Origin of the sequence: Enterococcus sp. HY326 (assembly GCF_026157065.1) — a bacterium.
GTDB lineage: Bacteria > Bacillota > Bacilli > Lactobacillales > Enterococcaceae > HY326.
In genome coordinates this window covers 561,028-585,427 of sequence record NZ_JANLGQ010000001.1, presented here as the reverse complement: position 1 = coordinate 585,427, position 24,400 = coordinate 561,028, and the positions used below count along the sequence as shown (strand labels likewise).

Genomic DNA, 24,400 nt, shown 5'->3' with positions numbered 1-24,400 from the left:
CTGCTAGAATGCTTGCCGATACTAGCTAGTTTAGAATAGTTTGGTGAAAATTAACTTAAATATTCAAGGCAGTTACATGAGTTTAATCTTTTTTAAGAAAATCCAGAAGTGGAGGTGATGATATGAGTCGTGCTGCAGTTCTCAGCAGGAGTAGCACCATTGATAGCCAAATCGATGTGAAATTAAAAAAATTAGGCTATGAAGTTTTTTTTTCGATTGAAATTCTTGATTTATTGTTGAAAAAAAGTAAAGAGACACAACGCTTTTTTGAGCTTTTTCCGTTAGTCATATTCAGCGAAACAGTGCCAGACAAAGAGATTGAACAAATTATACAGCAGCACCAATTTGACCGAACCCGCTTTTTCCGGTGCGATACCAGCATACCGACAGAGGAAGAGTTTGCCCAATGGCAGAAAATAGGTTTAAAAAATTGGCTGCAGTCAGAGATTTCCCTAAGTGATTTGCGGGAAAAACTTGCCGAACCGATTACCGTTGTTCTGCAGTCAGAATGGGGCATTCAAGAGCATGAACCGATTGATACAGTTATCCGTTTTTCCTTTGAGAATCGGCTTTCGCCAAAAGAAAAGCAGCTATATGAAATTCTCAAAGAACAGCCGGGCAACTTCATTAATCGCAATGATTTAAGCGAATATATCTGGCAACGGGAGGGGGACAATTCGACTTTTTCCCAATTGTCTCAGCTTGTGAAAAAAGTCAAATTCAAGATGAAAAAAAGCGGCATTGACCCTGACCTTTTTATGTCCAATTGGCGGGATGGTTACGCTTTGTCAGAAACTTTATTTGATGAAAATTTGGAGATTAGTCAGAGTTCAGACTAGACGGAAACATTTGAAAGGGGGTGCTGTTGTTGGGAACGGCAGAACTATTTTCATGTCTGCTGTTAAGTATCTCTAAATAAAAGGGTTTTTAAATAATTCTAGTGCTACTCCCCTAGCACTAACGAAAGGAGTTGAAACGAGTGAAAAAGAAAAAAATTGGGTTGTTGTTATTGCCCGTTTTAATAGCAGCAATCGTTGGGGGAATTATTTTAGCGCAGACGACGGATACGAAGGCTGCGCCAACGCCAGCTGGGTATTTGGCCTTGGAAGGTGCACCAGGGGTACATTTACTTGATAGCACTACGGGGTTAGCCGATGATGAATTGCCACCAGAATATGGCGCTTTCTTTCAATTAAACCGCAATACCTATTACACTTCTCAAGATGTCGGTCGAGTAAATACTCAAGGACGATCAACCATAGTGGATACAAGTAAATCTAATACATTCCTTATTTATGGGCCTACTAATCCAAGCGCACCTAGTAATCCAAATCCTGAAATAACAATCCATAATGCTGGATTTTACCAAGGTAGATCAATTGATATTAAGCTAACTATTAATAGTACAAATGCTTACCTTTTCTTCTTCCATGGCATTATGTATGAGGATAAAGACATTAGTGCAGATTATCTGCTGCCAAATAGTGTGGGTGGAATGACTTTTGAAGATTTGTACTTGGGATTTTTGAATCAGATGATGCAATATACACAGGCAAATTGGGGACAAACAGTTCCTTTAAATGGGAGTTTGGATTATACATGGGAATTTTATGATTCTGAGACACAACAACCAATAAATTACAAAGGGTTATGGAATGCAGCAAATATTAATAACATAAAAACCTTCGCAATTCAGAAAGATAATGATACAGATTTTTCGGATTTTTATGTACCTGAAGATAGTCGTGTGGGATACACCTTTGCTGATGGGCTTTTGACGACTTATGGTGAAGGTAGCGAAGCAGGAATCAAGCAGCACATGTACTCCTATGCTTTTGATGGTACGTCATTAAGACAAAAATTTACAAAACAAATTGAAAATGGGGCTCTTGGTGTTTTCTATACGGCTGAAGCTATCAGTCGGGTAGGACATACACAACCAGTTGTTAAAGGTGTTACCAACAGTACAACTCATACAGAATCTGGCTACCAAGACTTGCATTACCAAATTACACAAACTGTTTCAAATAACAGCGTTGGCTTCCGTGATAACAGCTTTGTGATTAACAGCACTTTGCCGTCAACTGATTTCGATGTTGATTTAAGCCGTATCACGGTAACCAATGAAATTTCTGGTGCGGATGTTACAGCTGACTTCGATATTACTGGTTCTGGGCAAAACTTAAGCGTCTCACCAAAAGATCCAACATCAGATGAGTTTAATGGTACCACTTTTATGATTGATGTTTATGGCACACCAAACAGTAGTTTTAATGTCTTAAATACTCAAAATGGTTATGTCAATAATGCCGCAAGTATTGATAACGGATATATGGTCTTTGATTTGGATGTAACACAGACTACATTAACTTATCAAGCATTGAGCTTTGACACAAAAACATTTGATTCCATCATTGACGGCAGTGCTAGCCAAGCAAAAACCTTATACGAAGGGATTCCTTCTGCAACACCGAAATCTGGATTGACTATTGAACCTAATGGCGATATCGAAACGGTTTTCGCAAATCCTGGCACAAGCATGTTAGATAATTTAGCAGTTGATACTAACAATGATTCATTTGATGAACCTGTCACGGTCACTTTTGAAACACCATTGCCAAGCACAGCGACTGAAGGGACGATTACTGTCAATTTAACATTGACCACTGCTCGTGGTGTAGAAAGAACAGTTGCAGTACCAGTTCTAGTTGGAGCTAATACTGCTACGTTGACGGCAACTGATAATACTGGACGAACGGATGAGTATTATGGTCAAAATTTATCAGATGCGGCTTTTGATGCTTATATTTTAGGCAAAGGAAATCCGGAATTAGCGGTGACCTATCAAGGTACGACTACCAATTATGACTATGCAACGAATCCTGAATATTTCAGTATTGAAGATTATGGCGGCTTCAACAAGACTTCCGGAGCAGGAACTTACACGATCACGGTGGCCTCTGATGTCAATGCAGCCATTAATGTCGGTGAAAAAGTAACAACAACCTTTGATTTGACAATTACTGACATGACACAGCCAATCGGAACCGGGCGCTGGGGCTTTGCCAATGTTGGTGGTGGCAGTTTCTATACGGATAATCGGACGGACAGTGATTGGCTAAAACAATTTTTAATCAGTTACAGTGATGAAACCACTTCGCCGGAGAATATTTTTGCGCAAGGGGCAATTGCTGATACAGCTTTTGATGACCAATTGACAACAACTGGTCGCTTTACCACAACCTCTACCAGTCCTTATGTTGGTAAGTATTACTTAATCAAGTTATACGACGAGGCAGGTAATTCGTCGGACAATGTGTTTGTTCCAATGATTGTTCTAGATGATGCCAGCATTGATGCAACGGCTTCTTTAGCTATTGAGTCGAATTTAGCAGCCACTGGCAATATCGCTGAATGGAATACTCAAGTGACTAATAACACTCTGCGGGATTATTTAATCACAAAGTATGACATGAAGGCTTGGGAATTGGATATGACAGCGGACTTAACGAACTTGACACCAGATTCTGATGTCAAAGCGGATGAGTCAAAATTTACTATCGATACTAGCGGAGTTGTTGCTAGCAGTTCCATGACCAATATTGCTCAAAAAATTACGTTAACGCTGACGGTTGATGGCAGAACGGTCTCTAGAGAAGTTACGATTACTTTTGGTGATGATCAGGCTCCAACGGCTGATCCAGCAAATCAAAGGATCAACATTTTGAATGTAGCTGATTTAGAAGCGATGGATCCAAGAGACTTTGTGACCAATATTCAAGATAATGTGTCGGCACCAGCTGATGTGACAGTGGAATTTGTGGGCACACCAGATTTTGAAACAATTGTTGCAACAACAGGTGACAAAACGATTCAAGTTCGTCTGACGGATGAAGCTGGTAATTCTGCGACCGTGGATGTCACGATTACGGTCTATGACAACCGGATTACGGTGAACTTTATCGATGGCGATAACAAGGTTTTGGAGACTGCCATTCAAATTGCAGGCAGACCAACGGAGCCAATCGATTTAGCAATTAATGCGGAAGTGCTGTCGAAAATTTCCTTAGTGACCAATCAAGGCTACACTTTGGAAACCACTGGGCGACCAAATCCAGAAACATTGACCTTTACGGAGACGACACAGTCGGTTGACTATATCTTCTCAGGTATTTTAGCGATTGAGTCAGCGCCAACAGAAATTGTCTTTGATGCAATTGTCTTTGATGCAACCGTTCAAAGACGAGATAACCCGAATTTGAATGGAGAAAAATTAGCTATCAGCGATAACCGCGCCAAAGTCGATGGCGGATGGACATTAACGGCGACTCTTACAAAAGAGATGACTAATGATCAAACAAAGTCTGTCATGTCGAATGCTTTGGTTTACGTTGATGCAAACTTAAAAGAAGTCCCTTTGTCTGATCAAGCTCAAACAATTGTTACCAATACAAACGGTGGCAGCCAAGTCATCACGGACAGCTGGGGAACAACAGCTGATACCGAAGGCCTGAAGCTGATTGCCGATTCTAGTGAAACCACGGTTTCTAGTTTTGGAACCTATACCGGCCAAATCACTTGGACAGTTACAGCAGGACCATAGAAAGGAAGGGGAAAATGAAAAAAATAGGGTTAAAGTTTCTCCTTAGTTTGGTGATCCTGTTTGTGGGTTGTCTAAGTGGTGGAGTGACTGGGTTGGCAACTGAGGCAGTTGGTGGGCAGGCAACAGTTGATGGAAAGATTACGTTTTATGAAACATCGACAGAAGCGCCGGTGACATCTTCCAGTCAGGCTTTGCCTGACACTGGCGGGAAATTACCTCAAACAGGTGAAGTCGTTAGAAATTACAGTCTCATCGGCGGTGGAGTCATCCTCGCATTGCTGCTGCTACTCTATTATCGGCGTAAAAAAGAGAAGGAGGCGGACTGATGACAGTTAAATCACGTATTGCTTTAAGCAGTCTGGTTCTTCTCTTTGGTATAAGCATATGTAGTGATAGAGCAGAAGCCGCAAGCCATAGTGTCAATCAAAATGGCTCACTGGAGGTTCAGGATTCTGGAGTAACAAATCCTGTTGACCCGGAATTTCCAGGAGATGATGTCGATCCAGGACCGGGACCATCTACTGACGGTGCGCTTAGATTTGATTTCATTTCAAGTCTAGGATTTGGTCAACATGAACTGACTACAGATGATCGTTTATATAACTCGTTAGCCCAATTGTTTCATAGTGAGACAAATGCAAGGGGATATTACGTGCAGATTACTGACGTTCGAGCAGTAGCAACTGGATGGGAATTACAACTGTCGCAAGATACTCAATTCAGCAATGAGGTCATCCAAGAAATGAATGAGCAGAGTCTAAATGGGGCTGTTTTGTCCTTTGATAAAGGCTGGGCAAATTCAGGAGGTATAAGTGATGTGCCATCTGTGACAAGAGATACGATTGAAATTCAAGAAATCGGTTCAGCATACACAGTAGCGAGTGCTTCTTCCACTCAAGGAAAAGGAACTTGGACCATTGAATTTGGAGCTTCTGGGGAGAATCAAGAGGGGCTTGCTAATACGCTCAATGCTGTCCTTGATGAAACAGGACAAAGCGTTATGGACGCAACATTCAATAAGCCAGTTTATACAAACTCAGCGATTCAACTGCGAATTCCTGAGAGTACTCGGATTTATCCTGTGCAATACAGTACAAGTTTGACATGGACATTAACAGCAGGTCCGACAAACTAATACCACTTAATTTATGACAATTTGGGGGAACCCATTTGTAAATAAAAAGGAAACTATAGGAGGAAACAAAATGAAATTAAGAAGTTTATGTGCTACTGCAATGGTGGCAGCTATCGGGGCAACACTTTTGGTACCAGTGGGAGCAAGTGCAGCAGGTACGACTCATTCACTAGATTCAACTGGCCGTGTTATTGTATCTGCTGGTAGCTTAGATCCTAATCTGCCAATTATTGACCCGGAAAAACCTGGTGAAGAAATTGACCCTGGCGGTTTAGTTCCAGGTGTTGATCCTGGCCAATTGGGGATTAAAAATGTTTCAGATTTGAACTTTGGTGAGATCAATACTGGTCGTGCACAAATTAATAAACCTGCCGCTGCGCAAACAGTCAATCAATTAGTGGCGAATGGTACACCCGTAGAAGTGACTCGCGGGGCAATGGTCGTCTTTGGTGATATCCGAGGTACCAATGCTGGCTATACCGTTCAAGCAGAGTTGACTCAACAATTTACTAGTTATACTACTGATGGAACAGGTGCAGAAGTATTAGGCACTGCGACATTAGATGGCGCTTCTATTTCATTTAGCAATGGAATTTTAGAAACAGATTTTGATAATCCAGCAACTGCTGGAACCATGACAAATACTGCTTTTGAGTTATCTATAGAAGATACTGTGGCAGGAACTGGTGGTGCAGTGGAAGTTGTTAGAGCAGCAAATGGAACTGGTGCTGGTGAATACACGCTTGAATTCGGTCAAAGTGCTAGTTACTCTCAAACGGATGCAAATATTGCGGTTGGTGGGGTAGCAAACACAGCTGATAAAGCCGTTGTCTTAAATGTTCCGATTGCAACTGCTTCAAGTATGACTGCAGCAAATTACAAAGCATTAGTTACTTGGACAATCGCTTCTTTGGCATAATACGAAGCACAGGTTTGAGTTGAAATTTTAGTAAGTGGTTGTGATATGAGTCAATACATTAACAGACTTGTGACGCAGCCACTTGCTCTTTGTTAAATTCAAAAAAAGTGGTACAGATTCCTATCAATTAGGAAATACATATAGTGGATGATGGTGACTAAGATGACAAAAATAGAACGTGGTAGAATCAGTTTCGTCAAATTTTTTTTAACTAGCATATTTTTAGTGTTCGCTTTGCCTCTAAATGGATTAGCAACATCAGAAGAAAATAGTGGCACAGCAACGGGCTTCAACTATCAAGTTGATTTTCCAGAAAACCAGACTGATACAAGTCTCGGTTACTATGATTTGATGATGACACCAGGGCAACAACAAACGATTACCTTAACTTTGAATAACCCCAGTGAGGAATCTGTAACAGTCAATTTGGACTTAAATGGTGCAAAAACTAATAGTAATGGTGTCATAGAATACGCCGCCAATAATATTGAAAACGATCCTTCTTTAGCCTATGATTTTACGGAAATTGTCTCAGGTCCTGATTCAGTTGAGCTAGCAGCTGGTGAAACTAAGCAACTGGAATTAACGATTCAAATGCCGGAAGCTTCTTTCGATGGAGTGATTGCGGGAGGACTCGTTATGCAACGGCCTGAAGAAGAAGCCGCTCAATCAGATGATGCCAGTGGTGGTTCTCGTGTTGGTAATCGTTACCGTTACGCTGTATCCATTTTACTGCGAAAAAGTGATGTTGAGGTTGCCCCAGAGCTGTCATTTAATGAAGCTTTTGCTGAACAGCAAAATTATCGGAATACTATATTTGTAAATTATTCCAATATCGCTGCTACATATGTGAATGGATTGACAGTTCAAGCTCAAATTTCAGAGAGCGGTAGTAGTCAGGTACTGTGGGAATCTCGTAAAACGGGGATGCGAATGGCCCCTAATAGCTTTATGAACTTTCCGATTAGTATGAATGGAGACCGCATGACACCGGGAACCTATACAGCTCATATAAATGCTTATGTTGGAGATCAAAGTTGGGAATGGACCGAGGAGTTTGAAATTACGCAAGAAGAGGCTGATGAGTTCAATGAACGAGATGTCGGCTTGGTACAAGACCGAGGATTTGACTGGCAAATTATCGCTATGATAGTTGGCGGATTTTTAGCTGTTGTATTGCTAGGCTTTTTAGTAGTGAGAAGAATCCGCAAACAGAATAAAAAAAATAGAAAAGGTAAGCGTAAATGATGATTATACGTCACTTAAGGATACAGGGGGGAAGCAATGACAATTCTGGAATGGGTGATAATGATTGGTATTGCTGCCACGATTATCTTGATTATTTTTATGTTCTATTTTATCCTGCAGTTTCTTTTGAAAAAAAGAAAGCTAAAAAAATTACCCCAACGATTACCCAAAAATAAAAAGAAGCGTATGAGGTTTTTAAGAGCTCAGAAAAAATTTCAGCAACAAAAAAAAGCTAGTCTTCGAAAAGTAATCATACTCTTTTTTGCAACCTTGATTTTCGGCAGTGGGACAGCTTATGGAATGTTCTATCAGTCAACTAACCTTTCGTCTGATGATGCGGATTTAGTTGCTCGCTCTTTTTCATTAGTTAGGGAGGTCCAGGAGCAACTTTTATCAGCCGAGAATCAAGAGGAGGAGGAAGATGCTATCAACCGCAATATCCGATATTTATCGACTAGTCTAGCAAGTTATGGAAGTAAGGTAGCTAATTCTTTAAATACAGTAGACGGACAAACAGTTTTGAACCGATATTACGCTTCACTCGGGGAACTAGGCCTTAACTTGACCCGTCAATCAGCTGATTTTTATGGCAATCCTGAACTAGTCGCTCAATATGCTAGTGACATCGAACGAGTGATTACTCTGGAAGATGCGGCTTTCGACTACTTCCAAGTGAATAAAGATGCCTTGGAAACTGAAATGAGTGGAGGCAATGAGTAAGGCGAAAAAAACAACGAGGGAATCCAAAAATCACCCTAAAAAAAATTTAGCTAGGCGTGAACAAGTTAAAAGAACTGTTAAAGGTAATGGCAAAGCAAGCTTTCAAAAGGATACCTTAGAAACAGGGCAAACAAAAGCTAAAAAAAATACTCAAGGCAAGGCCCCAGTAAAAATAAAAAAAGCAGTTCCGGTCAAGGCCCAAATTACTGTTACAAAAAAGTCGCAAATTAGAAATCAAGTAACAGCCAAAGATACTAGTGCTAAGGTAAGACAAACAGAAGTTAAACAAGCTAGACCTAAAAAAAGTCTAGTGAAAACTACAGAAGAAGCGGCAAAGTTAGCGAAACAGCGAAGCGCTGCTGGAAAAGCAGCGCTAAAGAAAAAAGATTCCGCACCCACTAGAAAAGAAAAAAAGCCTAATCAGCAGAAGAATTCCGCAACTCCATTGGCTGTCAAAAACACGACTGCTAAAAAGAGAACTCAGAAACAAAAAAAGCGGCAAAATAAAAAACAGCCTCAGCTGATTAGATTAGTTGTGCATTTTAAAGAGCTGTTGCTTATTTCTGCAGGGACTTTATTGGTTTTTGTTTTGATTGGTTCCTTTTTTATCACTATCACCAGGGTAAACGGCTTCAGCATGATTCCAACTTTAAGGGATGGCGATACGGTTATCGTTCATAAAACGACTAGTGTGAGGCGAATGGATTTGGTAGTGATTCAGCGGGGGAATACCCAACAAGTTAGACGGGTGATTGGACTGCCGGGTGAGGATATTGCGTATGTTGACGATGAGCTTTACGTCAATGACAGCATCATTAGCGAGCCCTTTATTATCGATGAAATCAACGAGTCTCTGGCTAATGGCGGAAATTATACAACAAATTTTCGTCTGGTTGAGATTACTGGCGAAAATAGAATCCCTGATAATTGTTATTTGGTTTTAGGCGATAATCGCTCCTTTGCCAGCGACAGTCGTCAATATGGATTAATTGATACAGAACAAATCCTTGGTGTGGTAAAGATGCGCTTGCTGCCGATTAATGATTTGGCTTCGTTTTGAAAATTTTCGAAGCTATTACTTTTTAGGAGGTAATAGTTTTTTTACATTTATTCTTGTGAGAATAATTTATTAATAAGCTGGTATTCAAATCAACTTTACTAATTTTGCTGAGTTTGTTGATAGAAAACGAATCAATGTTTGTTCGACACCCCTCCTTTGTAAAATCCCCCTTCTCTAAGCTATACTTATCACGGAGGCTTTTTCTATGACGACAAGCAGATTGGCAATTCTTTCGGATTTACATATGGATATAAATCAGCTGGATGAGGTGGATTTGACGGTGCTAGCGGATGTGCTGCAGGAGTCGGGGGTGACTCATTTGCATTTGGCGGGGGATACGGCGAATAAAGTGCAGAAGGTTTTGCAGACGGTGGCTTTTATCGAGCAGAACGGAATTACGGTGACCTTTAATTTTGGAAATCATGAAATGCCGGATGTGGCAGGGCAGATTGAGGATTATCCGGACCGGCATTTTTTGAATCTAGACTATCAGAATTTAAATGACAAACTGGTTTTGCTGGCCTTTAACGGTTGGTATGACTATTCTTTTTCGGTGGAGAAGGACCCGGTTAAAAATTCGGCTACTAAAAATCTTTATTGGTACGACCGCTTTATCCGTCGGGAGGCCGATGATCCGACCCTCAATCGGGAAATTTTACGCAAACTAAAATTGGTTCTGGATGACTTGGCTCAACAGCAAAAAGAGGTAATCATTGCCACTCATTTTGTACCGAAAAAAGAATTTATTGTCTATCAACAAAAGCCTTATGAGCTCTGGAATAGTTTTAATGGCTTTTTAGGCAGCGAAGCAACCGGCGAGCTATTTGATCAATATAGCAATCTTGAACTGGTGGTCTTTGGTCATACTCATCGCCGTTTTCCCCAACAGGAAATCAATGGCACCCTCTATTCCTGTCAGCCTTTTGGTTATTATTTTGAGTGGCAGATTACCCGCCAATTTGTAATGAAAAATAACTTGATGCCAGAATTCAATCCGATGAAGCTGCGGAAAATTCTAAAGGATAACCAAACTGAATTTACCCGCTACCGGCGCTTGCATTTAAAAGAAGAATTCCGTCGGGCATTAACTTTATGGGATTATCCAACAAATAAATAATCAGCGAGCACTGAGGAAATTCGCTAGTTTAGTGGGATTTTTTCAGTGCTTTTTTGGTTTGCATTTTTTCAGAAGCTCACCGGCTACAAATTTACTGATAAGTTCAGCTAGCTAGAAATTTTTTTCAATTCTATCTGTCGACAATTTTTTGAGTGTGCTCCTTGTTCCATGTTGGCTTAGTTAATAGAAGTTTTTTCTAGATTCCTCTCTTTAGCGAAAAGCCATTGCTAAACAAAAATAATTTTACTATTTACGAGATAGATACCACGATAAAAAGACTCAAAAGTAATTCACTAAAATTCTTTAGTATAAGGAAAAACTGATAAAAATATGAGCAGCGGGGCATCTGGTTCAAAAGATTCGATTATCGAAAAACGATAATTAGTTATTGTTTTAAATAAACTGTTTTAGTATAATTAAAGTTGAGGAGGGGAGCGAGATGGGAATCAAGGGATTTCAAAAAGTAGCTCGGATTCTTTATTGGTTCTTTTTGATTACGTATCTAGTGAAACTTGTGCCGCTAGTTTTTCTGACACTGACGGGGACTATTTTCGTGTTTCTTGGAGACGGTGGCGCTTATCTTTACGAGCCGGCAACTTACACCTTGTTCACAGCTGATGTTAATTCGTTGATGAAGGATAATTTAGCGATGAAGCTCATTGACCTCTGCAGTATTTTCCTGTCAAATTTTGCGTTGATTGCCTCCTACTACCTCGGGTCGGAAAGTTTTTATAGTCTGTCTCTGGGTGAAACACCTTTTAGTCCGTGGTTTGTACGGAAAATCCGTAGCATCAGTTTTTTATTGGTGCTTGAAGGTCTATACGCAGGCGTACTTTATTCGGTTTTACAAAGTTTGGCAATGCCAAATGGTTATTTGATTACCTTAGGCGTAGGGCCGAGTCTTTTTATTGGGTTGATTATGTACGCAGTAGCCGGGGTTTTTCACTATGGAATGCAACTGCAAAAACTGTCAGATGATGTAATTTAAAATGAAGCTAGATATAATTTAAAGTTGGATAAAAGAGGAGAAAATTATGGGAGTGAAAAAATTTCAAAGGATTGCTCGTTGGCTAGGCCGGATTTTTTGGTTTTTCTGTGGCGTTCAGATGCTTCTTGTCTTTCTGCTTGTTTTAAATCTTTTTCGTGTTGGGGAGGTTTCCTTTGACTTTGATCCACAGTTTTTCATGATTCTGCGTTCAGAGGGTGCTGGGATGAGATTGGGTGGCAGTGGAGCGGAGCTGCAACATTGGATTGATGGCATTAGTGGGTTATGTTTATTTTTAGCGAATAGTTTTATCTTTTATCAGGGAGGCACCATTTTTCAAGGACTGGCTAAAGGAGAGTCGCCTTTTTCAAAGCATTATTTGCATAAATTAACGCTGATTAGCTTCACTTTAATTGGTTCAGGTTTGTATGTTGGCTTTGTTCATCCTTTTGTGACAAAATTCCTGCAAAATCTCTTTGACCAAGATTATGATATTCAATACGGCTTGGACAGCGGCCTGATTTATGGCTTGATTTTATATGTGGTAGCCGGGGTGATTCATTATGGCATCGAGCTGCAAAAGCTGGCTGAAGATACAGTGTAAGGAGGGGAGCCGCTTGGCAATAGTGATTCGTCTAGATCGAGTGATGGCTGATCGCAAAATTTCTTTGAAGGATTTGGCGGATGAGGTCGGCATCACCAATGTAAATCTCTCCAAATTGAAAACCGGCAAGGCAGTGGCGATTCGTTTTTCAACGTTGGAGGCCATCTGCAGGGCCCTGGATTGCCAGCCGGGGGATTTGTTGGAATATCAACCAGAGGAAAATTAAAAAGCTGAGTTGCTGAAATTTGCAGGAGGGATGTCCGCAATTTCAACAGTTCAGCTTTTTATGTGGAATTTTATTCGGTTATTCGCCGATAACAAAAAAATTGGCTTCTAATCCAGCTCGTCAAAGTCGCTGTCTATACAAATTACCTTTATTCGAAAGTGACACCACTAAGAGATTACTGGCAAAAATTAATCCAGCAGTTTTACAAGAGGCTATCTCTTCCGCCAATCCTCCCGCAACACACCATATTTCACCGAATCAAAAAATTCTCCTTGATAATAACGGACTTTGGGAATCTGAGCTTCTAATTTTAAGCCGGACTTCAAGGCTAAATTCATCATACCCTGATTGCCAGACCAAGTTGTGCAGCCAATGTGTTCAATTTCCGGATGCAAATCAAACAGGTAATCCAACCAAACTGGTACTACCCGCTTGCCGATACCTTTGCCCCAAAGACTAGCATCGTAGAGGACAATCCCAAATTCCAACCAGCGTTGTAGCCCGCCGTCTTGCCATTGAGCTGTTAGCAGACCGATAATTTTCCCTCGATAAACAATGACCGCCCGGTGAGGGTTGCCGACTGAATCCCAGCCAAAGCCGCTGGAAAAATCCTGCCAGGTTTCGACGGGGTCGTGAAAATACGGGCCATTAAATTTCATCCATTCCAAATCCGCCTCTGGGCCAAAGGCGATGCTCCAAATTTCTTTTAAGCGTTCCAAGGGAAAACCGATAATTTCGATTTCACCATCTAAAGTTTTTAATTCCATGTAGGTCTTCCTTCGTTTTTTCTTTAATTCTAGCACGAAAAAAGTGTTCCTTTAAGCAAAATTGAACTATTTTCACAAGAAAGACAATTTTTTTTATCGAAGGCGGGCAGATTGTTTCTAGCTGCTAGTCAAAAGTGTTAGACTAATAGAGTAAGCAAATCAAGAAAGGATGATTTTGAATGTCAAAAAAAATGTCAGTTTCAACGGTAATTAATGAGGGCGGCCGCGAAGGTGAAAGCAAGTCAGTCACTGGTTTCTTGGATGTCAAAACAACTGGAACGAAAAAAGAAGGCTATACCAATCCAGAAGAATTATTTGCCGCAGGATTTGCTGCATGCTTCAACGGCGCAATGGTTTTCCCATTAGAAAGAGACGGCCACGGCGACTTACACCGCAGCGTGCGGGCAGAAGTTGCGTTACTTGGCGACTTGCCTGATTTCAACAGCTTGCACTTAGAAGTTACTTTAATCGGTAAAATCGACGGCCTTTCAAAGGAAGAAACCTTGAAATACATGAAGGAAACAGAAGGCATCTGCCCTTATTCAAAAGCGATTGAAGGCAATGTCAAACTAACTGTCGATGCCGAATAATTTTTAAAGCTAATAATCAAACCTGAGGCAGCTGTCTCAGGTTTTTTCTTTTGTTCAAAATTATTGAAGCGGAATTCTATTTTATCTAGAAAGAAAAAATTTTTTCACTGCCTGTTGATTTTTCCGTCGCTGAGGTTGTGTATATAGTGAAGCATTTATTTTTCACACAAGGAGTAAAACTATGCACAAACTACATTTACAATTTAGAAATGCGGACGGCAGCCGCAAAACCATGATTATTCAGCTATGCCATCAAAACTTATCTCCTGAAATTGTGCGACAAGCAATGACAGATTTGATTGCCCTCAAACTTTTTGAGCGCAACGGCGTGCAGCTTTATACAGAAATTGTTGGGGCGAAATATGCGGAGACGAAGGTGACGTGGCTTTTTATGGACTTTTCGCAAGAAGCGGGGAAAACACAGCAGTCGCAGCAGACAGCGACTGCACCGGAAATTTTGCTTGAAGAAGCAGAGGGGACTCGTTTCAATGCTAGACAAGGGTCATTGCAAGGCGTTTTTCTGCAATTGAGACAAATATTTGAGGCCAGCTTTACTAGTGCAAAAGAAACCCCAGAACCCAGTTATTTACAGAAATTATCCCTAGGTGCTTGGGCCTTGGCACCTTGATGTCAGGGTGGGTTTTATAACAAAATTATGCGATGACGAGTGTTTATTTGAGCTGCTGTTTTTAAGACAGCAGCTAAGGCACTCCTCTTTAACAGGATGACATTACCGCAAAGAAAGGGTTGGGCACAGCTCCACAAACATATTCCATCCTAACATGATTAGGTCGCTAATCCTTTCTAAATGGTAGCATTAGGTCGTACCAATTTATCGTCAATAAAAAACCTGCAGAAACCCAACACTCCCCACAACTAAAATAAATTGATATGTTATAATAATTGAGAATGAAACTATCAAATCAGGTGAATTTAATTGCATTTAGGGAGAAAAAAATGAAGCGATTTAAGTATTTTGTTGGTTGGGTTATTATTTTTGGTCTGTTTTTAGCTAGCCCAGCTGTTCCATTGGCAGCGAGCTCTGGCGAGACGGCTGATTCAAGCAGTCAAGCTGGCACAGAAACGACCACAGCAAGCAGTGAGGACAGTAGTGAATCTGCTCAAATCACTTTTTCAGTGGTGGGACATTTACCGGAGAATCAAATTAATACTCAGGATGAATTTTTTAATCTGCGGTTGGCCGCTGGTGAGCAGCAGACAATTTCTGTGGGAGTGACCAATCACTCCAATCGGGAAATGACGTATCAGGTCTCAGTCAATCAAGCTTACACCAACACCCGCGGGTTAATTGACTACACGCAGGCGGCCGACAGTGCCCGCAATGATTATCCTTATCCGATTGGAGACATCGTTGATTTTGAAAATGAAGTCACGGTGCCTGCCAATGAAACAGTTGACTTTCCGCTGACCATCACGATGCCAGCTGAAGAATTTGACGGGGAAATCTTGGCGGCGATTCAGATTACCCAGTCACAAGAAGGCTCTGCCGATCAAGGCTATGCATTGGGACTGCGTTTGACAGAAAATGACAATCCAGTCGTGCATGAGCTCAATTTAATTGATATTGTACCGGCCGCTGCTAATAATCGGCCAAGTGTCGTGGCGACGTTGGAAAATCCGACGATGGCCAGCTATAGTCAGCTGAGTTATCACGGGGAAATTTATGATACTAGTACTGGTGAGTTAGTCCGCAGCAGCGATAGCGATGCTAATTTGCAAATGGCCCCCAGCTCGACCTTTGATTTTGTGATTGATTGGGAGCAGGAGCCGTTGATGGCCGGCGATTACCGTTTGGTTTTGACGGTCTCAGATAATACCGACAGCGATTGGGAATTTGAACAGGAATTCAGTATCTCCCAAGAGCAGGCCGATGAGATTAACGGCATGACCTTGGTCACCAGTCAAGCGTCAGGACTGTCGATTTGGGGCTTTGTTTTTACTGGTATCGGTTTAGCCTTACTTTTGACCTTGGGCATTCAAGCCTATAAACGCCGGCGCCGCAAAAAGTTAGCGGCTGCACGACGGCAAGCTAAGCAGCAGCAGAAAAAGCCTCAGGGAAAACCAGCGCCTAAATCAAAGAAAAAGTAACTTGTTTAAGCCGCTTTCTGGATGCTGCAAAAAAAGCTGGGAAATTTTTGCGAGAATTCGACTAGAGTCCCTTGACTTTAATTTTTTAAAGGGCAATACTTAAATCATTACCGAAAAAAGAGGAGGACAAGATGGAGAAAGCTAAAGGATCAAAAAAGCACACTCCTCCTAAAGAGCGCACGGCCAAGAAACGGCCAACGACAGCCGGAAAAGACACGGAGCAAAGACGACAGCAACCAGGGAGAACACTACAAAAAACCTCGCAAAAGTTACCACAAAAAAGCGAAAATAAAGTGGTTGTTAATGAAGGGGCGAAAGAAAGGCAACGCCAGCAGAAAAATCAGCGCTCTGTGGCTAGTCAGCGGGAAATAACTGAGAGAAAAACCGCCAGACCGCAGTCAGCCAGCAGCTCAGCAGAAAAAAAACGCCCCCGCAAACCTGTCCAAGCAGTGTCTAAGAATTCTACGGCGAGCAAAAAGGCGGCCAGTAAGAAAAAAAGGCCACAAGGGAAAGCCAAGCGCCTCACCCAAACGAAGGGCTATCAAGCCGTTCGGTATCTCCAATACGGTGCTGAAATTTTATTCACCTTGGCGGTAGTGGTCTTTTGTATCTGGTTTACGGTTAATATTCGAGCTCATTTTGTCAACGGCGAGTCAATGTCGCCGACCTTCGCCACTGGGGATCGCCTCTTTACCAATAAAAATACCGAAGTTGAACGCTATGACATTATTACCTTTTTTCCAGGGGAGTCTTCTGAAACCTATTTAAAACGGGTGGTGGCTTTGCCTGGCGACAGTATTTATGTGATGGGCAATAGTCTTTATATTTTTGCCGGTGAAGTGGATGCCGAAAATATTCCAGGGATTATTTATTCAGCACAGCTGCCAGACAGTACCCAGATTGTCACAATTGATGATGCCGTGGCTGAAGAAATGGCCGGTCTAAAAGAAGTTCCAGCAGATCAGTTTTTTGTAATGGGGGACAACCGCGGCAATTCCCGCGACAGTCGGGCTCTCGGTTTAATTGATCGTGAGCAGATTGAAGGAGTTGTCAGCTTCCGTTTTTATCCCTTTGATAAATTCGGCTTTGTGCATTAAAGCTAAAACAACATAAAAAGGAGCTAGCAAAATGCTAGGCTGCCTCTATCTAGGATTTACTTTTTTTATCATCCTAGTTAAGAGTAGCTCAGCAAAAGTTGCCAGCTCCTTTTTTTATTTCATTAGCCTTCAATCAAGTTACCGGCTTCAGGACCGGCGTCGAGTTTGTAGATTTTTTCAATTGCAATCACATTGGCTGCGACTGGCACCGGCAATTTATGAGCCGCTGCAAATTCTTTAGCCGCTTCATAAATCTCATCACCTTGATGGATTTCAACCGGACCTTCAAAGCGGAAGCCTTTAAAAGCAGGATGGTCAACAGTGGCCACGACTGCTAGGTGGGTATCTTGAACATTTTGCCAAGCTTGCTTACCAGTGTGTTCGTTGTAAATCAAATGATTGTCATCCAAAACCCGCATCGTGCCTTTAGGTCCAACTTGCGGATAGCCATTTTTATCGGCGGTTGCCAAAAAACTTAATTGTGCTGCAATCATATCTTTCATTGCTTGTGTTAAAGTTGCCATAATTATCGTCTTCTTTCTTAATGTGAGATAAGTGTAGCACTTTTTGAAAAATTGACAAAAGAAAGTGTCCTGTTTTATTCCTTAATAGAAGAAACAAAAAAAGCCGACAAACACAGCTGTCAGCGGGAACGAAAAGTTATTTATTGTGTCGCTTTTCGTTTTTTTGTGCTAATGAGAGCTCTGTTTGCGGCATTTTTTTAATAGTCAAAAATTACTTCGTGGGGTGTCCAGACATGCTCTTGAGTTTCCGCCAAGACCATGGTATCTTCAACGAGCTTGTCAATTCTAAAGAGAATATCGTCATTGACAATTGTCGTGCCAAGCACATCGCTCTTTTCAATAAAGACATAGCTAGGCAGCAGATTGGCTTTCATATAATTCAAAATGGGTTTTAACTGGGTTTCAGCTACTAGATAATGTCTGGCAGAATCTGCAGAAACAATTAAGCTGACGGTTTTGCGCAACAGAGCGTTACGGGGCAGCAAATCAAATACATTTTTCAAACTTCCGGGAATTGAGGCTTGGCAAATGGCAGTGGCAATCACTAAGATGTCACACTCCATCAGAGTATTAATCAAAGCTTGGGTGTCCCCACTATACTCCTGATAATTGCGGCCATCGCTAAAGGCTAATTTTAGCTTTTGCAGGTCACAAATCGTCACCTCATTTTGGGGATACTTGACCATCAGTTCATTCTGGACTTGATCAATGGCTAGTTTGGCTCTGTTACCAAAATTTGACGCTGATAATAGTACAATTTTCATTCTGCTCATCCTTTTTTTCATGAATTTCCTAGTAGCGTGTTCTTAAGACTGCAACATCAAACAACATAGATGGTAAATGGCCAAACGCTTCACAAGTTTGGCTAACAGTCGAATGACTGCTCAGTGGATTATCACAGGGCAAAACGAACTGCTTTTGCTCACAGCTTCAGTCAAGCACTGAGACAATTACCTAAAAGACTGGCTATCTAATCTATCAACCTGATGTCAAAATCACCTTTGGAAATATTCATTTTTCAAGGTATCTACTAAAAGCCAAATCTGCAACCAACAGAAGGGCACTTTAAAAAGCAAATGATAGGAAACCGAGTGTGACGATTTTTATCAATTTTTCAGCTAAATACCTAAAAAAATATCTTTACAAAAAAATTATATCAACTTTGTCAATTTTAGTTAAATAAAATGCTTTTATCATAAGAATCATTTTTATTTAAAGGATTAATAAATCGCTTTCTTTTAATACTGAAAGACAGTCAATTCCTACAGCTGAAGCCTATGGGAGAGAAATAGTGGAAGGTCTAATCTTGATTATTTGCTTAATATCAACGGTTTTTCTTGAAAATTCAAATTTTCATTGAGGAATCTATAAGTTTGTCCGTGGGAAAAATTAAGTTAAATTTGCTAAAACGAGAGCAGAGATCAACTTTAAAGAAAATTTAGATTTAAAAATTTTTTCAAGAAACTTTATTAATAAAGTTTAAAAAGTATGGTATGATAAAGGAACCTTTTTTAATAGATATTAGGAGGAGACAGACTATGCACATCGAACACATCGCACTAGCTACCAATGACCTTGAAAAAATGAAGGATTTTTATGTAAATTATTTTAATGCTACTAGTAATCAGCTCTATCACAATCAAAAAACCGGCTTCCAGTCCTATTTTCTAGAATTCACTTCTGGCAGCCGTCTTGAGCTCACGACGAAAAAGCATTTGGCTGGCCGAGTACCAGAAAGTTTGGGCTATGCACATCTTGCTATTTCCCTCGGCAGTAAAGAAGCGGTTGATACTTTTGTGGAACGTTTTTTAGCAGATGGCTTTCCGTTATTGAATGGCCCGCGGAGGACTGGTGACGGCTACTATGAAGCAGTTATTCAAGACCCTGAAGGCAATCTAATTGAGCTGACGATTTAGTTTCCTTCATTAAATAAGTAAAAATTTTTCCGGTAATACAATCTGGAAAACAACGCAGGATAAAATTTTAAGGAGTTTTTCAATGGAAAATCAATTTGAACGCATGATTGCTGGTGAGTTATACTTGGCAAAAGACCCAGAGCTGTCCGCAAAATTTACCCGCTGTCAAAAATTGTTGGATGAATACAATCGACTGACCTATGAGCAAAAAGAACGGAAGGCAGAAATCCGTCGGGAAGTGCTAGGAGCCAGCGGGGAGCATGTGACTCTTGTAGCACCCTTTCGCTGTGACTATGGCGAAAATATTTCTATTGGCGAAAATTTTTATGCCAATTATGATTGCATCATGCTGGATGTAGCGCCGATTGAAATCGGCGATAACGTTTTATTTGGCCCACGGGTTGGACTGTATACCGCTGGGCACCCGATTGACGCCGCCGTCAGAAATACCGGTTTAGAATTTGGGAATAAAATTAAAATTGGCGATAATGTTTGGATTGGTGGCAATACTGTTGTCAATCCTGGCGTTACAATCGGCAATAATGTGGTCATCGGCTCAGGTTCAGTTGTCACCAAAGACATTCCCGCTGATGTCATCGCCTTGGGGAATCCTTGTCGTGTGCTGCGGCCAATTTCTCCAGAAGAAACCTTGGCCTGGCAAGAGCGCCAAGCAGATTATGAAAAAGAATTTAACATCAGCCTTTAATAAGCAAATTTTAAAGATACCAGCAAAATTAATTAGAAAGAAGGCAAAGTTGTGGAATCCTTCAAGCCTAGCAGTGTCAAAGAACATAATTTAGGCCTTTTGCGCCAACTTTTAATCAGCGGAGCAGGGCTGTCTGCCCGCCAATTGTCTGAAAAAACGGGCCTCAGCGTTGTCAGCATCAATAAGCTGGTCGCCGAATTAATCGAAACTGGTGAAATCAGTATCCAAGCAACACCCCAAACAACTGGCGGACGCAAGGCCACTTTATATCAGTACAATCCTGAGCGGCGATTATTGCTCATCTTTCAATTTGTTGAAGAAGCAAGTGGGATTGTTGCCAATCTAGCAGTGGTCAATTTATTTGGCGAGACATTGCAGCAAAAGCGCCTAACCTCAGACGAGTTGCATCCGCAAAAATTATTGGAAAATATTCAACAGCTACTAGAAAACTTTCCCAAAATTCAACTGATTGTTTTTGGTATCACCGGCGCTGAAATCGCCGGTAAGCTGCAAATCATGGACTTTGCGCCATTGCAGGACATTAATTTGCGTCAGTTAGTCACGGAAACTTTTGCCGTCGATGTCCTGATTGAAAATGATATTAATGCGGCGGCTTTAAGCCAGTCTCAGCCGCAGACGATTACCGTGGCCCTTTACTATCCGAAAAATTTTCCGCCTGGGGCAGCAGTAGTCATCAATGGTCAAATTTTTCATGGCACCCATGGCTTAAGCGGAGAAATCAAGCATCTGCCTTTTGTTCAGCGGGCACAATTTCCTATCAGCCCTTCTCAATTGAAAAGTCAGATTTTAGAAACACTTCAGACGGTCATCAGTGTCTATGATCCCGCAAAAATCATTCTCTACCTCAATCAATCAGCCTTCAGCCAAGCTGATTTAACTCTGATTGAAGCAAAGCTAGCCGAAGTATTTCCCTATTTTGCTTTGCCACCAATCCACTTAGCACAATCTTTCCAAGAAGATTATTTTGCGGGTCTGTTACAATTAGGACTTGCAAAGCTACGGAATTTGACAGATTAATTTTAAGGATTTGTTATGGTACAAGTCCTTATATAGAGATTTTAACGAAATAAGCTAAACGTCTTATTTGTAGCTATTTTAAGTAGGGTCTGGACAATTATTGATGAAAACGCATTTTTTTCTAGGTACACTACTTTTATTTTTCTGAGCACTACGCCTTTTTCTAATAATTTCAGCATATTATAAAAATTTTTTCTTATAAGAATTCTAGTCTAAAATTCAGCGAAAAAATTAAAAGTAAAAAATATCTTTATTCAGCTGAAAAAAGCCTGCGAAATTTTGAATATTTCGCAGGCTTTTTTTATTGGCAAATGATGAATATACCAACGAATAAAAAAACAATAAAAAATGATTTGTCTATTGTTTGGTAATTAAATGATAAATTTAAATATTATTAATATGTTATATATAAAACGCAAATGAATAGACTATTTATAAGATTTTTTGTCTAATATTATTCAAAACTAAGATAATTTTTGCTTAAAAATGATTGAAAAAGCTATTTTAGCGATTTATTATTAGGTTGTAATCAGAACAAAAGTTATTATAAAAATACGCAAAAATTTCCTTTTTTCGTTATTTTAAAATGATTTTTTCTTTGGTTGGAGAAAAAAACAGGAAATAAAAAAACGTTTTTTGTAAATGTATAGCTTTTGTCTGAAGTATCAAAAAAAGATAAATATTATTAAGTACTTTGCAAACTACTTGATAGTAAAATCTTTGACATTTATTTGAAAAAGGAAAGTTGTTATAAGTAAAAAAGCTTGTCGGAAAAGGAAGAAAAACAAAAAGGTTAAGTTGTTGAAAAGATTGCTGTTGAGCTTTTGTTTAGTACAAAAAGTAAATGGTAGCTATAGGGGGGATAAATCAGAACAGGGATGATAACGAGTAAAGCAGGTGCAAAATAATGGGGCAAAGAAAGTTAGAGAGTATTCAGCAGGCTAATCGTCCCAAGAAAAATATCCAAAAGAAAAAAACTAGAGGCAATCTCATACAGTCTTCTAAAGCATCAAATGAAAAGCAAAAAGGCCAGGTATTCATAGAAAGAAAAACTAAGAATTCGAGAAAAAAGAAAAATTTAGGAGTTAAGCAAGCGGCCGAGGTTTCTTTTAAAGAGGTTGGTATAGCCTCGAAAAAAGGCGTGTCAGCACCAGAAAAGAGTCTAAGACAGGAAAAAGAAAAAAATTCTGCAAAACGTAAGTCTCGTTCACATAAATCGTCATACATTCAAAAAAAAGGTCCGTCCAAGAAGAAAAGCAAAATAAAAATTGGCAGATTGGTCATCCCAATTGATAAACGGTTTATTCTAACAATTATTTTCTGTGTTTTATTATCAGGAATAACTATGCTCATCATTTCAGGAATAATGCGTTTTAGAATAATCGGAGTATCGGACAATCTAATGGCACCAGTGGTTGAAGAACATCAGCAAGTGGCAGTGGATACCCAGGCTCGTATTCAGCGCTATGACTTAGTAGCCTTTCAATTATCATCTTCAGAATTTTCAGGAGAGTACATACGACGAGTAGTTGGCTTGCCAGGAGATAGCATCTGGGTGGAAAATCAAACGGTTTTTGTAAATGGTTCATTGGAGGAAATGATTTCTCTTAGGCCGCAGACCTACGCCAGCCAATTACCGTCAAGAACGTATTCGTTTACGATAGATACCCAAAGCGTAATCGAAGAACTGCAGGGATTCAGTAACATTCCGTCAGAGAGCTATCTGGTTTTAATGGACAGTTCAGAAGACGGGGGTGTCGACAGTCGAGAGTGTGGCCTGATTAATTTTCGTAATATTCAAGGTGTAGTGACCTATCGACTCTGGCCCTTAAGCCAGCTAGGCGACATCTAAAAATACAGCGAGAGTGAGAGGGGGAATGCGGAGTGAAAAAAAAGTTTTGGTGCAGGATTTTTCTAGCCTTGCTACTGTGTTGCAGTTTGGTAGTTAGCAGCCAACGGGTTTTTGCCACTTCATCAGGATTGAATTTATTAGTTTCCCCGCTATTGCCTGATAATCAATTGACAGCGAAGGTAAATTATTTTGATTTACTACTAAAAAAAGAGGAAGAACAAACGGTCACGGTTGTGTTAAATAATCCAACGGATCAAGATCGGGTGGTTGCCATCGAGGTCAACCCAGCGACTACGACCTATAACGGAACAGTTGAATATGAGGACAAGGAGCCTAATGAAGACTTAGTTCCTTTCAATATTTGTGACGCTGTTGAGGTGGAGGAACGAATTGAATTGCCAGCCAATCAAACCATCGATGTGCCAGTCACAATCAAGATGCCGGATGTTGCCTTTGACGGTGTGGTAGCCGGAGGGCTGAAGCTTCGAGAAATCACCGAAGAGACAGCGAAAACAGAAACATCAGCAGAGTCGACGGATAAAGCAACGGATGATAGGACTGATGTCACAACAGAAGACTCTACCACAGAATCCACATTTGCTGAAGAGTCTCGTGAATCCGTGGTCACGAATACGTATACCTATGTGATTGCCCTGTTGCTCAGTCAAAATAAAGCAGCAGTCGCACCAGAGATTACATTAGGAGGGATGTCTCTTAAAAACGTTAAAAATCAAGATGCGATTTCACTAGAATTAGTGAATGAAGCAAATGCCTACGCTCAAGATGTTCGAGTGGAGGCGACTATTTCACTAGAAGGAGGGGATGAATCCTTCACTTCTGAGCAGTCAAACATGAAAATAGCACCAGCTTCCATCTTCAATTATCCAGTTGAAGTGGAGTCAGATTTACTTGCCGGGGATTATCTTGTCGAGACAATCGTTTACTCCGAGAAAGCAAAGGATGGCGCATACGAAGCAAGCGATGGAGAACGCTATATTTATCGTTTTGAGTTGAGTCAAACCTTTACGTTAGATGAGCGCATCATTCAAGGAAATAGCGATGCCGGGTCCTTCATTCCCAAAAATCATAATTGGATGTATTGGGTAGGCTTTGTCAGTTTAGCGGGATCTTTTGCCGGGGTAGCCTTTTATCTGCAGCACAAAAAATTAGGTGCTAATTAACCA

General features: G+C 40.6%; 24 protein-coding genes. 21 read left to right on the top strand and 3 right to left on the bottom strand.

Annotated elements, in window-relative coordinates; translation table 11 throughout:
• Nucleotides 1-122 precede the first annotated feature (122 nt).
• The 12 genes from ORH16_RS02880 (at nucleotide 123) to ORH16_RS02825 (ending at nucleotide 12,617) form a co-directional block, all read left to right on the top strand.
• The gene (locus tag ORH16_RS02880) at nucleotides 123-839 is read left to right on the top strand and encodes a winged helix-turn-helix domain-containing protein (RefSeq protein ID WP_265456055.1); all 717 of its coding nucleotides are present in this window, start codon (nucleotides 123-125) and stop codon (nucleotides 837-839) included.
• A gap of 140 nt (nucleotides 840-979) precedes the next feature.
• On the top strand, nucleotides 980-4,603 hold the full coding sequence (locus ORH16_RS02875; RefSeq protein WP_265456053.1) for a hypothetical protein: 3,624 nt from the start codon (nucleotides 980-982) through the stop codon (nucleotides 4,601-4,603).
• 14 nt (nucleotides 4,604-4,617) lie between these two features.
• Nucleotides 4,618-4,929, top strand: coding sequence for an LPXTG cell wall anchor domain-containing protein (locus ORH16_RS02870; RefSeq protein WP_265456051.1), 312 nt, complete (start codon nucleotides 4,618-4,620; stop codon nucleotides 4,927-4,929).
• Nucleotides 4,929-5,738 carry a WxL domain-containing protein gene (locus ORH16_RS02865; RefSeq protein WP_265456050.1) on the top strand — a complete coding sequence of 270 codons (810 nt, stop codon included), beginning with the start codon at nucleotides 4,929-4,931 and terminating at the stop codon, nucleotides 5,736-5,738. Before ORH16_RS02870 ends, ORH16_RS02865 begins: the two co-directional genes overlap by 1 nt.
• 70 nt (nucleotides 5,739-5,808) lie before the next feature.
• Nucleotides 5,809-6,657, top strand: coding sequence for a WxL domain-containing protein (locus tag ORH16_RS02860; protein WP_265456049.1), 849 nt, complete (start codon nucleotides 5,809-5,811; stop codon nucleotides 6,655-6,657).
• A gap of 162 nt (nucleotides 6,658-6,819) precedes the next feature.
• Nucleotides 6,820-7,905 (top strand): DUF916 and DUF3324 domain-containing protein, encoded by a 1,086-nt coding sequence (locus tag ORH16_RS02855; protein WP_265456048.1) that lies wholly within the window; start codon nucleotides 6,820-6,822, stop codon nucleotides 7,903-7,905.
• Between the two features lie 36 nt (nucleotides 7,906-7,941).
• Nucleotides 7,942-8,625: a hypothetical protein gene (locus tag ORH16_RS02850; RefSeq protein WP_265456047.1), complete on the top strand. Its 684-nt coding sequence runs from the start codon at nucleotides 7,942-7,944 to the stop codon at nucleotides 8,623-8,625.
• Entirely contained in the window at nucleotides 8,618-9,685 is a 1,068-nt protein-coding gene (lepB, locus tag ORH16_RS02845; RefSeq protein WP_265456046.1) for a signal peptidase I, read from the top strand. The genes ORH16_RS02850 and lepB (ORH16_RS02845) overlap by 8 nt, the downstream gene beginning before the upstream one ends.
• A 205-nt stretch (nucleotides 9,686-9,890) precedes the next feature.
• The gene (locus tag ORH16_RS02840) at nucleotides 9,891-10,802 is read left to right on the top strand and encodes a metallophosphoesterase (protein WP_265456044.1); all 912 of its coding nucleotides are present in this window, start codon (nucleotides 9,891-9,893) and stop codon (nucleotides 10,800-10,802) included.
• Between the two features lie 439 nt (nucleotides 10,803-11,241).
• A complete protein-coding gene (locus ORH16_RS02835) occupies nucleotides 11,242-11,790 on the top strand; it encodes a hypothetical protein (protein WP_265456042.1) in 549 nt (182 codons plus the stop codon).
• Between the two features lie 46 nt (nucleotides 11,791-11,836).
• Nucleotides 11,837-12,391, top strand: coding sequence for a hypothetical protein (locus ORH16_RS02830; protein ID WP_265456040.1), 555 nt, complete (start codon nucleotides 11,837-11,839; stop codon nucleotides 12,389-12,391).
• A 13-nt stretch (nucleotides 12,392-12,404) separates the two neighbouring features.
• Entirely contained in the window at nucleotides 12,405-12,617 is a 213-nt protein-coding gene (locus ORH16_RS02825; RefSeq protein ID WP_265456038.1) for a helix-turn-helix domain-containing protein, read from the top strand.
• Between the two features lie 212 nt (nucleotides 12,618-12,829).
• On the opposite strand, the gene ORH16_RS02820 is transcribed toward ORH16_RS02825, so the two are convergent.
• Nucleotides 12,830-13,384, bottom strand: a complete 555-nt coding sequence (locus ORH16_RS02820) for a GNAT family N-acetyltransferase (RefSeq protein ID WP_265456037.1) — start codon at nucleotides 13,382-13,384, stop codon at nucleotides 12,830-12,832.
• A gap of 179 nt (nucleotides 13,385-13,563) precedes the next feature.
• On the opposite strand from ORH16_RS02820, the gene ORH16_RS02815 reads away from it, so the two are divergent.
• From ORH16_RS02815 to lepB (ORH16_RS02800), 4 genes are all read left to right on the top strand, one after another.
• Nucleotides 13,564-13,974: an Ohr family peroxiredoxin gene (locus ORH16_RS02815; RefSeq protein ID WP_265456036.1), complete on the top strand. Its 411-nt coding sequence runs from the start codon at nucleotides 13,564-13,566 to the stop codon at nucleotides 13,972-13,974.
• 181 nt (nucleotides 13,975-14,155) lie between these two features.
• The gene (locus tag ORH16_RS02810; RefSeq protein WP_265456034.1) at nucleotides 14,156-14,602 is read left to right on the top strand and encodes a DUF2922 domain-containing protein; all 447 of its coding nucleotides are present in this window, start codon (nucleotides 14,156-14,158) and stop codon (nucleotides 14,600-14,602) included.
• Nucleotides 14,603-14,931: 329 nt separating this feature from the next.
• The gene (locus tag ORH16_RS02805) at nucleotides 14,932-16,083 is read left to right on the top strand and encodes a DUF916 and DUF3324 domain-containing protein (protein WP_265456032.1); all 1,152 of its coding nucleotides are present in this window, start codon (nucleotides 14,932-14,934) and stop codon (nucleotides 16,081-16,083) included.
• Nucleotides 16,084-16,214: 131 nt separating this feature from the next.
• A complete protein-coding gene (gene lepB / locus ORH16_RS02800) occupies nucleotides 16,215-17,180 on the top strand; it encodes a signal peptidase I (RefSeq protein WP_265456030.1) in 966 nt (321 codons plus the stop codon).
• 122 nt (nucleotides 17,181-17,302) lie between these two features.
• Here lepB (ORH16_RS02800) and ORH16_RS02795 read toward each other — a convergent pair whose 3' ends face one another.
• On the bottom strand, nucleotides 17,303-17,704 hold the full coding sequence (locus tag ORH16_RS02795; protein ID WP_265456029.1) for a pyridoxamine 5'-phosphate oxidase family protein: 402 nt from the start codon (nucleotides 17,702-17,704) through the stop codon (nucleotides 17,303-17,305).
• A 197-nt stretch (nucleotides 17,705-17,901) separates the two neighbouring features.
• Nucleotides 17,902-18,468: an NADPH-dependent FMN reductase gene (locus ORH16_RS02790; protein ID WP_265456027.1), complete on the bottom strand. Its 567-nt coding sequence runs from the start codon at nucleotides 18,466-18,468 to the stop codon at nucleotides 17,902-17,904.
• Nucleotides 18,469-19,242: 774 nt separating this feature from the next.
• Here ORH16_RS02790 and ORH16_RS02785 point away from each other — a divergent pair.
• The 5 genes from ORH16_RS02785 to ORH16_RS02765 all read left to right on the top strand — a co-directional run bounded on the left by ORH16_RS02785 (nucleotide 19,243) and on the right by ORH16_RS02765 (nucleotide 24,397).
• Nucleotides 19,243-19,620, top strand: a complete 378-nt coding sequence (locus tag ORH16_RS02785) for a VOC family protein (protein WP_265456024.1) — start codon at nucleotides 19,243-19,245, stop codon at nucleotides 19,618-19,620.
• A gap of 82 nt (nucleotides 19,621-19,702) precedes the next feature.
• Nucleotides 19,703-20,326: a sugar O-acetyltransferase gene (locus ORH16_RS02780; RefSeq protein ID WP_265456022.1), complete on the top strand. Its 624-nt coding sequence runs from the start codon at nucleotides 19,703-19,705 to the stop codon at nucleotides 20,324-20,326.
• A 51-nt stretch (nucleotides 20,327-20,377) separates the two neighbouring features.
• Nucleotides 20,378-21,364, top strand: coding sequence for an ROK family protein (locus ORH16_RS02775; protein WP_265456020.1), 987 nt, complete (start codon nucleotides 20,378-20,380; stop codon nucleotides 21,362-21,364).
• 907 nt (nucleotides 21,365-22,271) lie between these two features.
• The gene (gene lepB / locus ORH16_RS02770) at nucleotides 22,272-23,216 is read left to right on the top strand and encodes a signal peptidase I (protein WP_265456019.1); all 945 of its coding nucleotides are present in this window, start codon (nucleotides 22,272-22,274) and stop codon (nucleotides 23,214-23,216) included.
• Between the two features lie 32 nt (nucleotides 23,217-23,248).
• Nucleotides 23,249-24,397 (top strand): DUF916 domain-containing protein, encoded by a 1,149-nt coding sequence (locus tag ORH16_RS02765; RefSeq protein WP_265456017.1) that lies wholly within the window; start codon nucleotides 23,249-23,251, stop codon nucleotides 24,395-24,397.
• Nucleotides 24,398-24,400: the final 3 nt, after the last annotated feature.

What these genes read in the sequence shown, in the direction of transcription:
- ORH16_RS02880 (WP_265456055.1), top strand. Translation starts at nt 123, where the DNA reads ATGAGTCGTGCTGCAGTTCTCAGCAGGAGTAGCACCATTGATAGCCAA.
- ORH16_RS02870 (WP_265456051.1), top strand. Translation starts at nt 4,618, where the DNA reads ATGAAAAAAATAGGGTTAAAGTTTCTCCTTAGTTTGGTGATCCTGTTT.
- ORH16_RS02865 (WP_265456050.1), top strand. Translation starts at nt 4,929, where the DNA reads ATGACAGTTAAATCACGTATTGCTTTAAGCAGTCTGGTTCTTCTCTTT.
- ORH16_RS02860 (WP_265456049.1), top strand. Translation starts at nt 5,809, where the DNA reads ATGAAATTAAGAAGTTTATGTGCTACTGCAATGGTGGCAGCTATCGGG.
- ORH16_RS02855 (WP_265456048.1), top strand. Translation starts at nt 6,820, where the DNA reads ATGACAAAAATAGAACGTGGTAGAATCAGTTTCGTCAAATTTTTTTTA.
- ORH16_RS02850 (WP_265456047.1), top strand. Translation starts at nt 7,942, where the DNA reads ATGACAATTCTGGAATGGGTGATAATGATTGGTATTGCTGCCACGATT.
- lepB (WP_265456046.1), top strand. Translation starts at nt 8,618, where the DNA reads ATGAGTAAGGCGAAAAAAACAACGAGGGAATCCAAAAATCACCCTAAA.
- ORH16_RS02840 (WP_265456044.1), top strand. Translation starts at nt 9,891, where the DNA reads ATGACGACAAGCAGATTGGCAATTCTTTCGGATTTACATATGGATATA.
- ORH16_RS02835 (WP_265456042.1), top strand. Translation starts at nt 11,242, where the DNA reads ATGGGAATCAAGGGATTTCAAAAAGTAGCTCGGATTCTTTATTGGTTC.
- ORH16_RS02830 (WP_265456040.1), top strand. Translation starts at nt 11,837, where the DNA reads ATGGGAGTGAAAAAATTTCAAAGGATTGCTCGTTGGCTAGGCCGGATT.
- ORH16_RS02820 (WP_265456037.1), bottom strand. Translation starts at nt 13,384, where the DNA reads ATGGAATTAAAAACTTTAGATGGTGAAATCGAAATTATCGGTTTTCCC.
- ORH16_RS02815 (WP_265456036.1), top strand. Translation starts at nt 13,564, where the DNA reads ATGTCAAAAAAAATGTCAGTTTCAACGGTAATTAATGAGGGCGGCCGC.
- ORH16_RS02810 (WP_265456034.1), top strand. Translation starts at nt 14,156, where the DNA reads ATGCACAAACTACATTTACAATTTAGAAATGCGGACGGCAGCCGCAAA.
- ORH16_RS02805 (WP_265456032.1), top strand. Translation starts at nt 14,932, where the DNA reads ATGAAGCGATTTAAGTATTTTGTTGGTTGGGTTATTATTTTTGGTCTG.
- lepB (WP_265456030.1), top strand. Translation starts at nt 16,215, where the DNA reads ATGGAGAAAGCTAAAGGATCAAAAAAGCACACTCCTCCTAAAGAGCGC.
- ORH16_RS02795 (WP_265456029.1), bottom strand. Translation starts at nt 17,704, where the DNA reads ATGGCAACTTTAACACAAGCAATGAAAGATATGATTGCAGCACAATTA.
- ORH16_RS02790 (WP_265456027.1), bottom strand. Translation starts at nt 18,468, where the DNA reads ATGAAAATTGTACTATTATCAGCGTCAAATTTTGGTAACAGAGCCAAA.
- ORH16_RS02785 (WP_265456024.1), top strand. Translation starts at nt 19,243, where the DNA reads ATGCACATCGAACACATCGCACTAGCTACCAATGACCTTGAAAAAATG.
- ORH16_RS02780 (WP_265456022.1), top strand. Translation starts at nt 19,703, where the DNA reads ATGGAAAATCAATTTGAACGCATGATTGCTGGTGAGTTATACTTGGCA.
- lepB (WP_265456019.1), top strand. Translation starts at nt 22,272, where the DNA reads ATGGGGCAAAGAAAGTTAGAGAGTATTCAGCAGGCTAATCGTCCCAAG.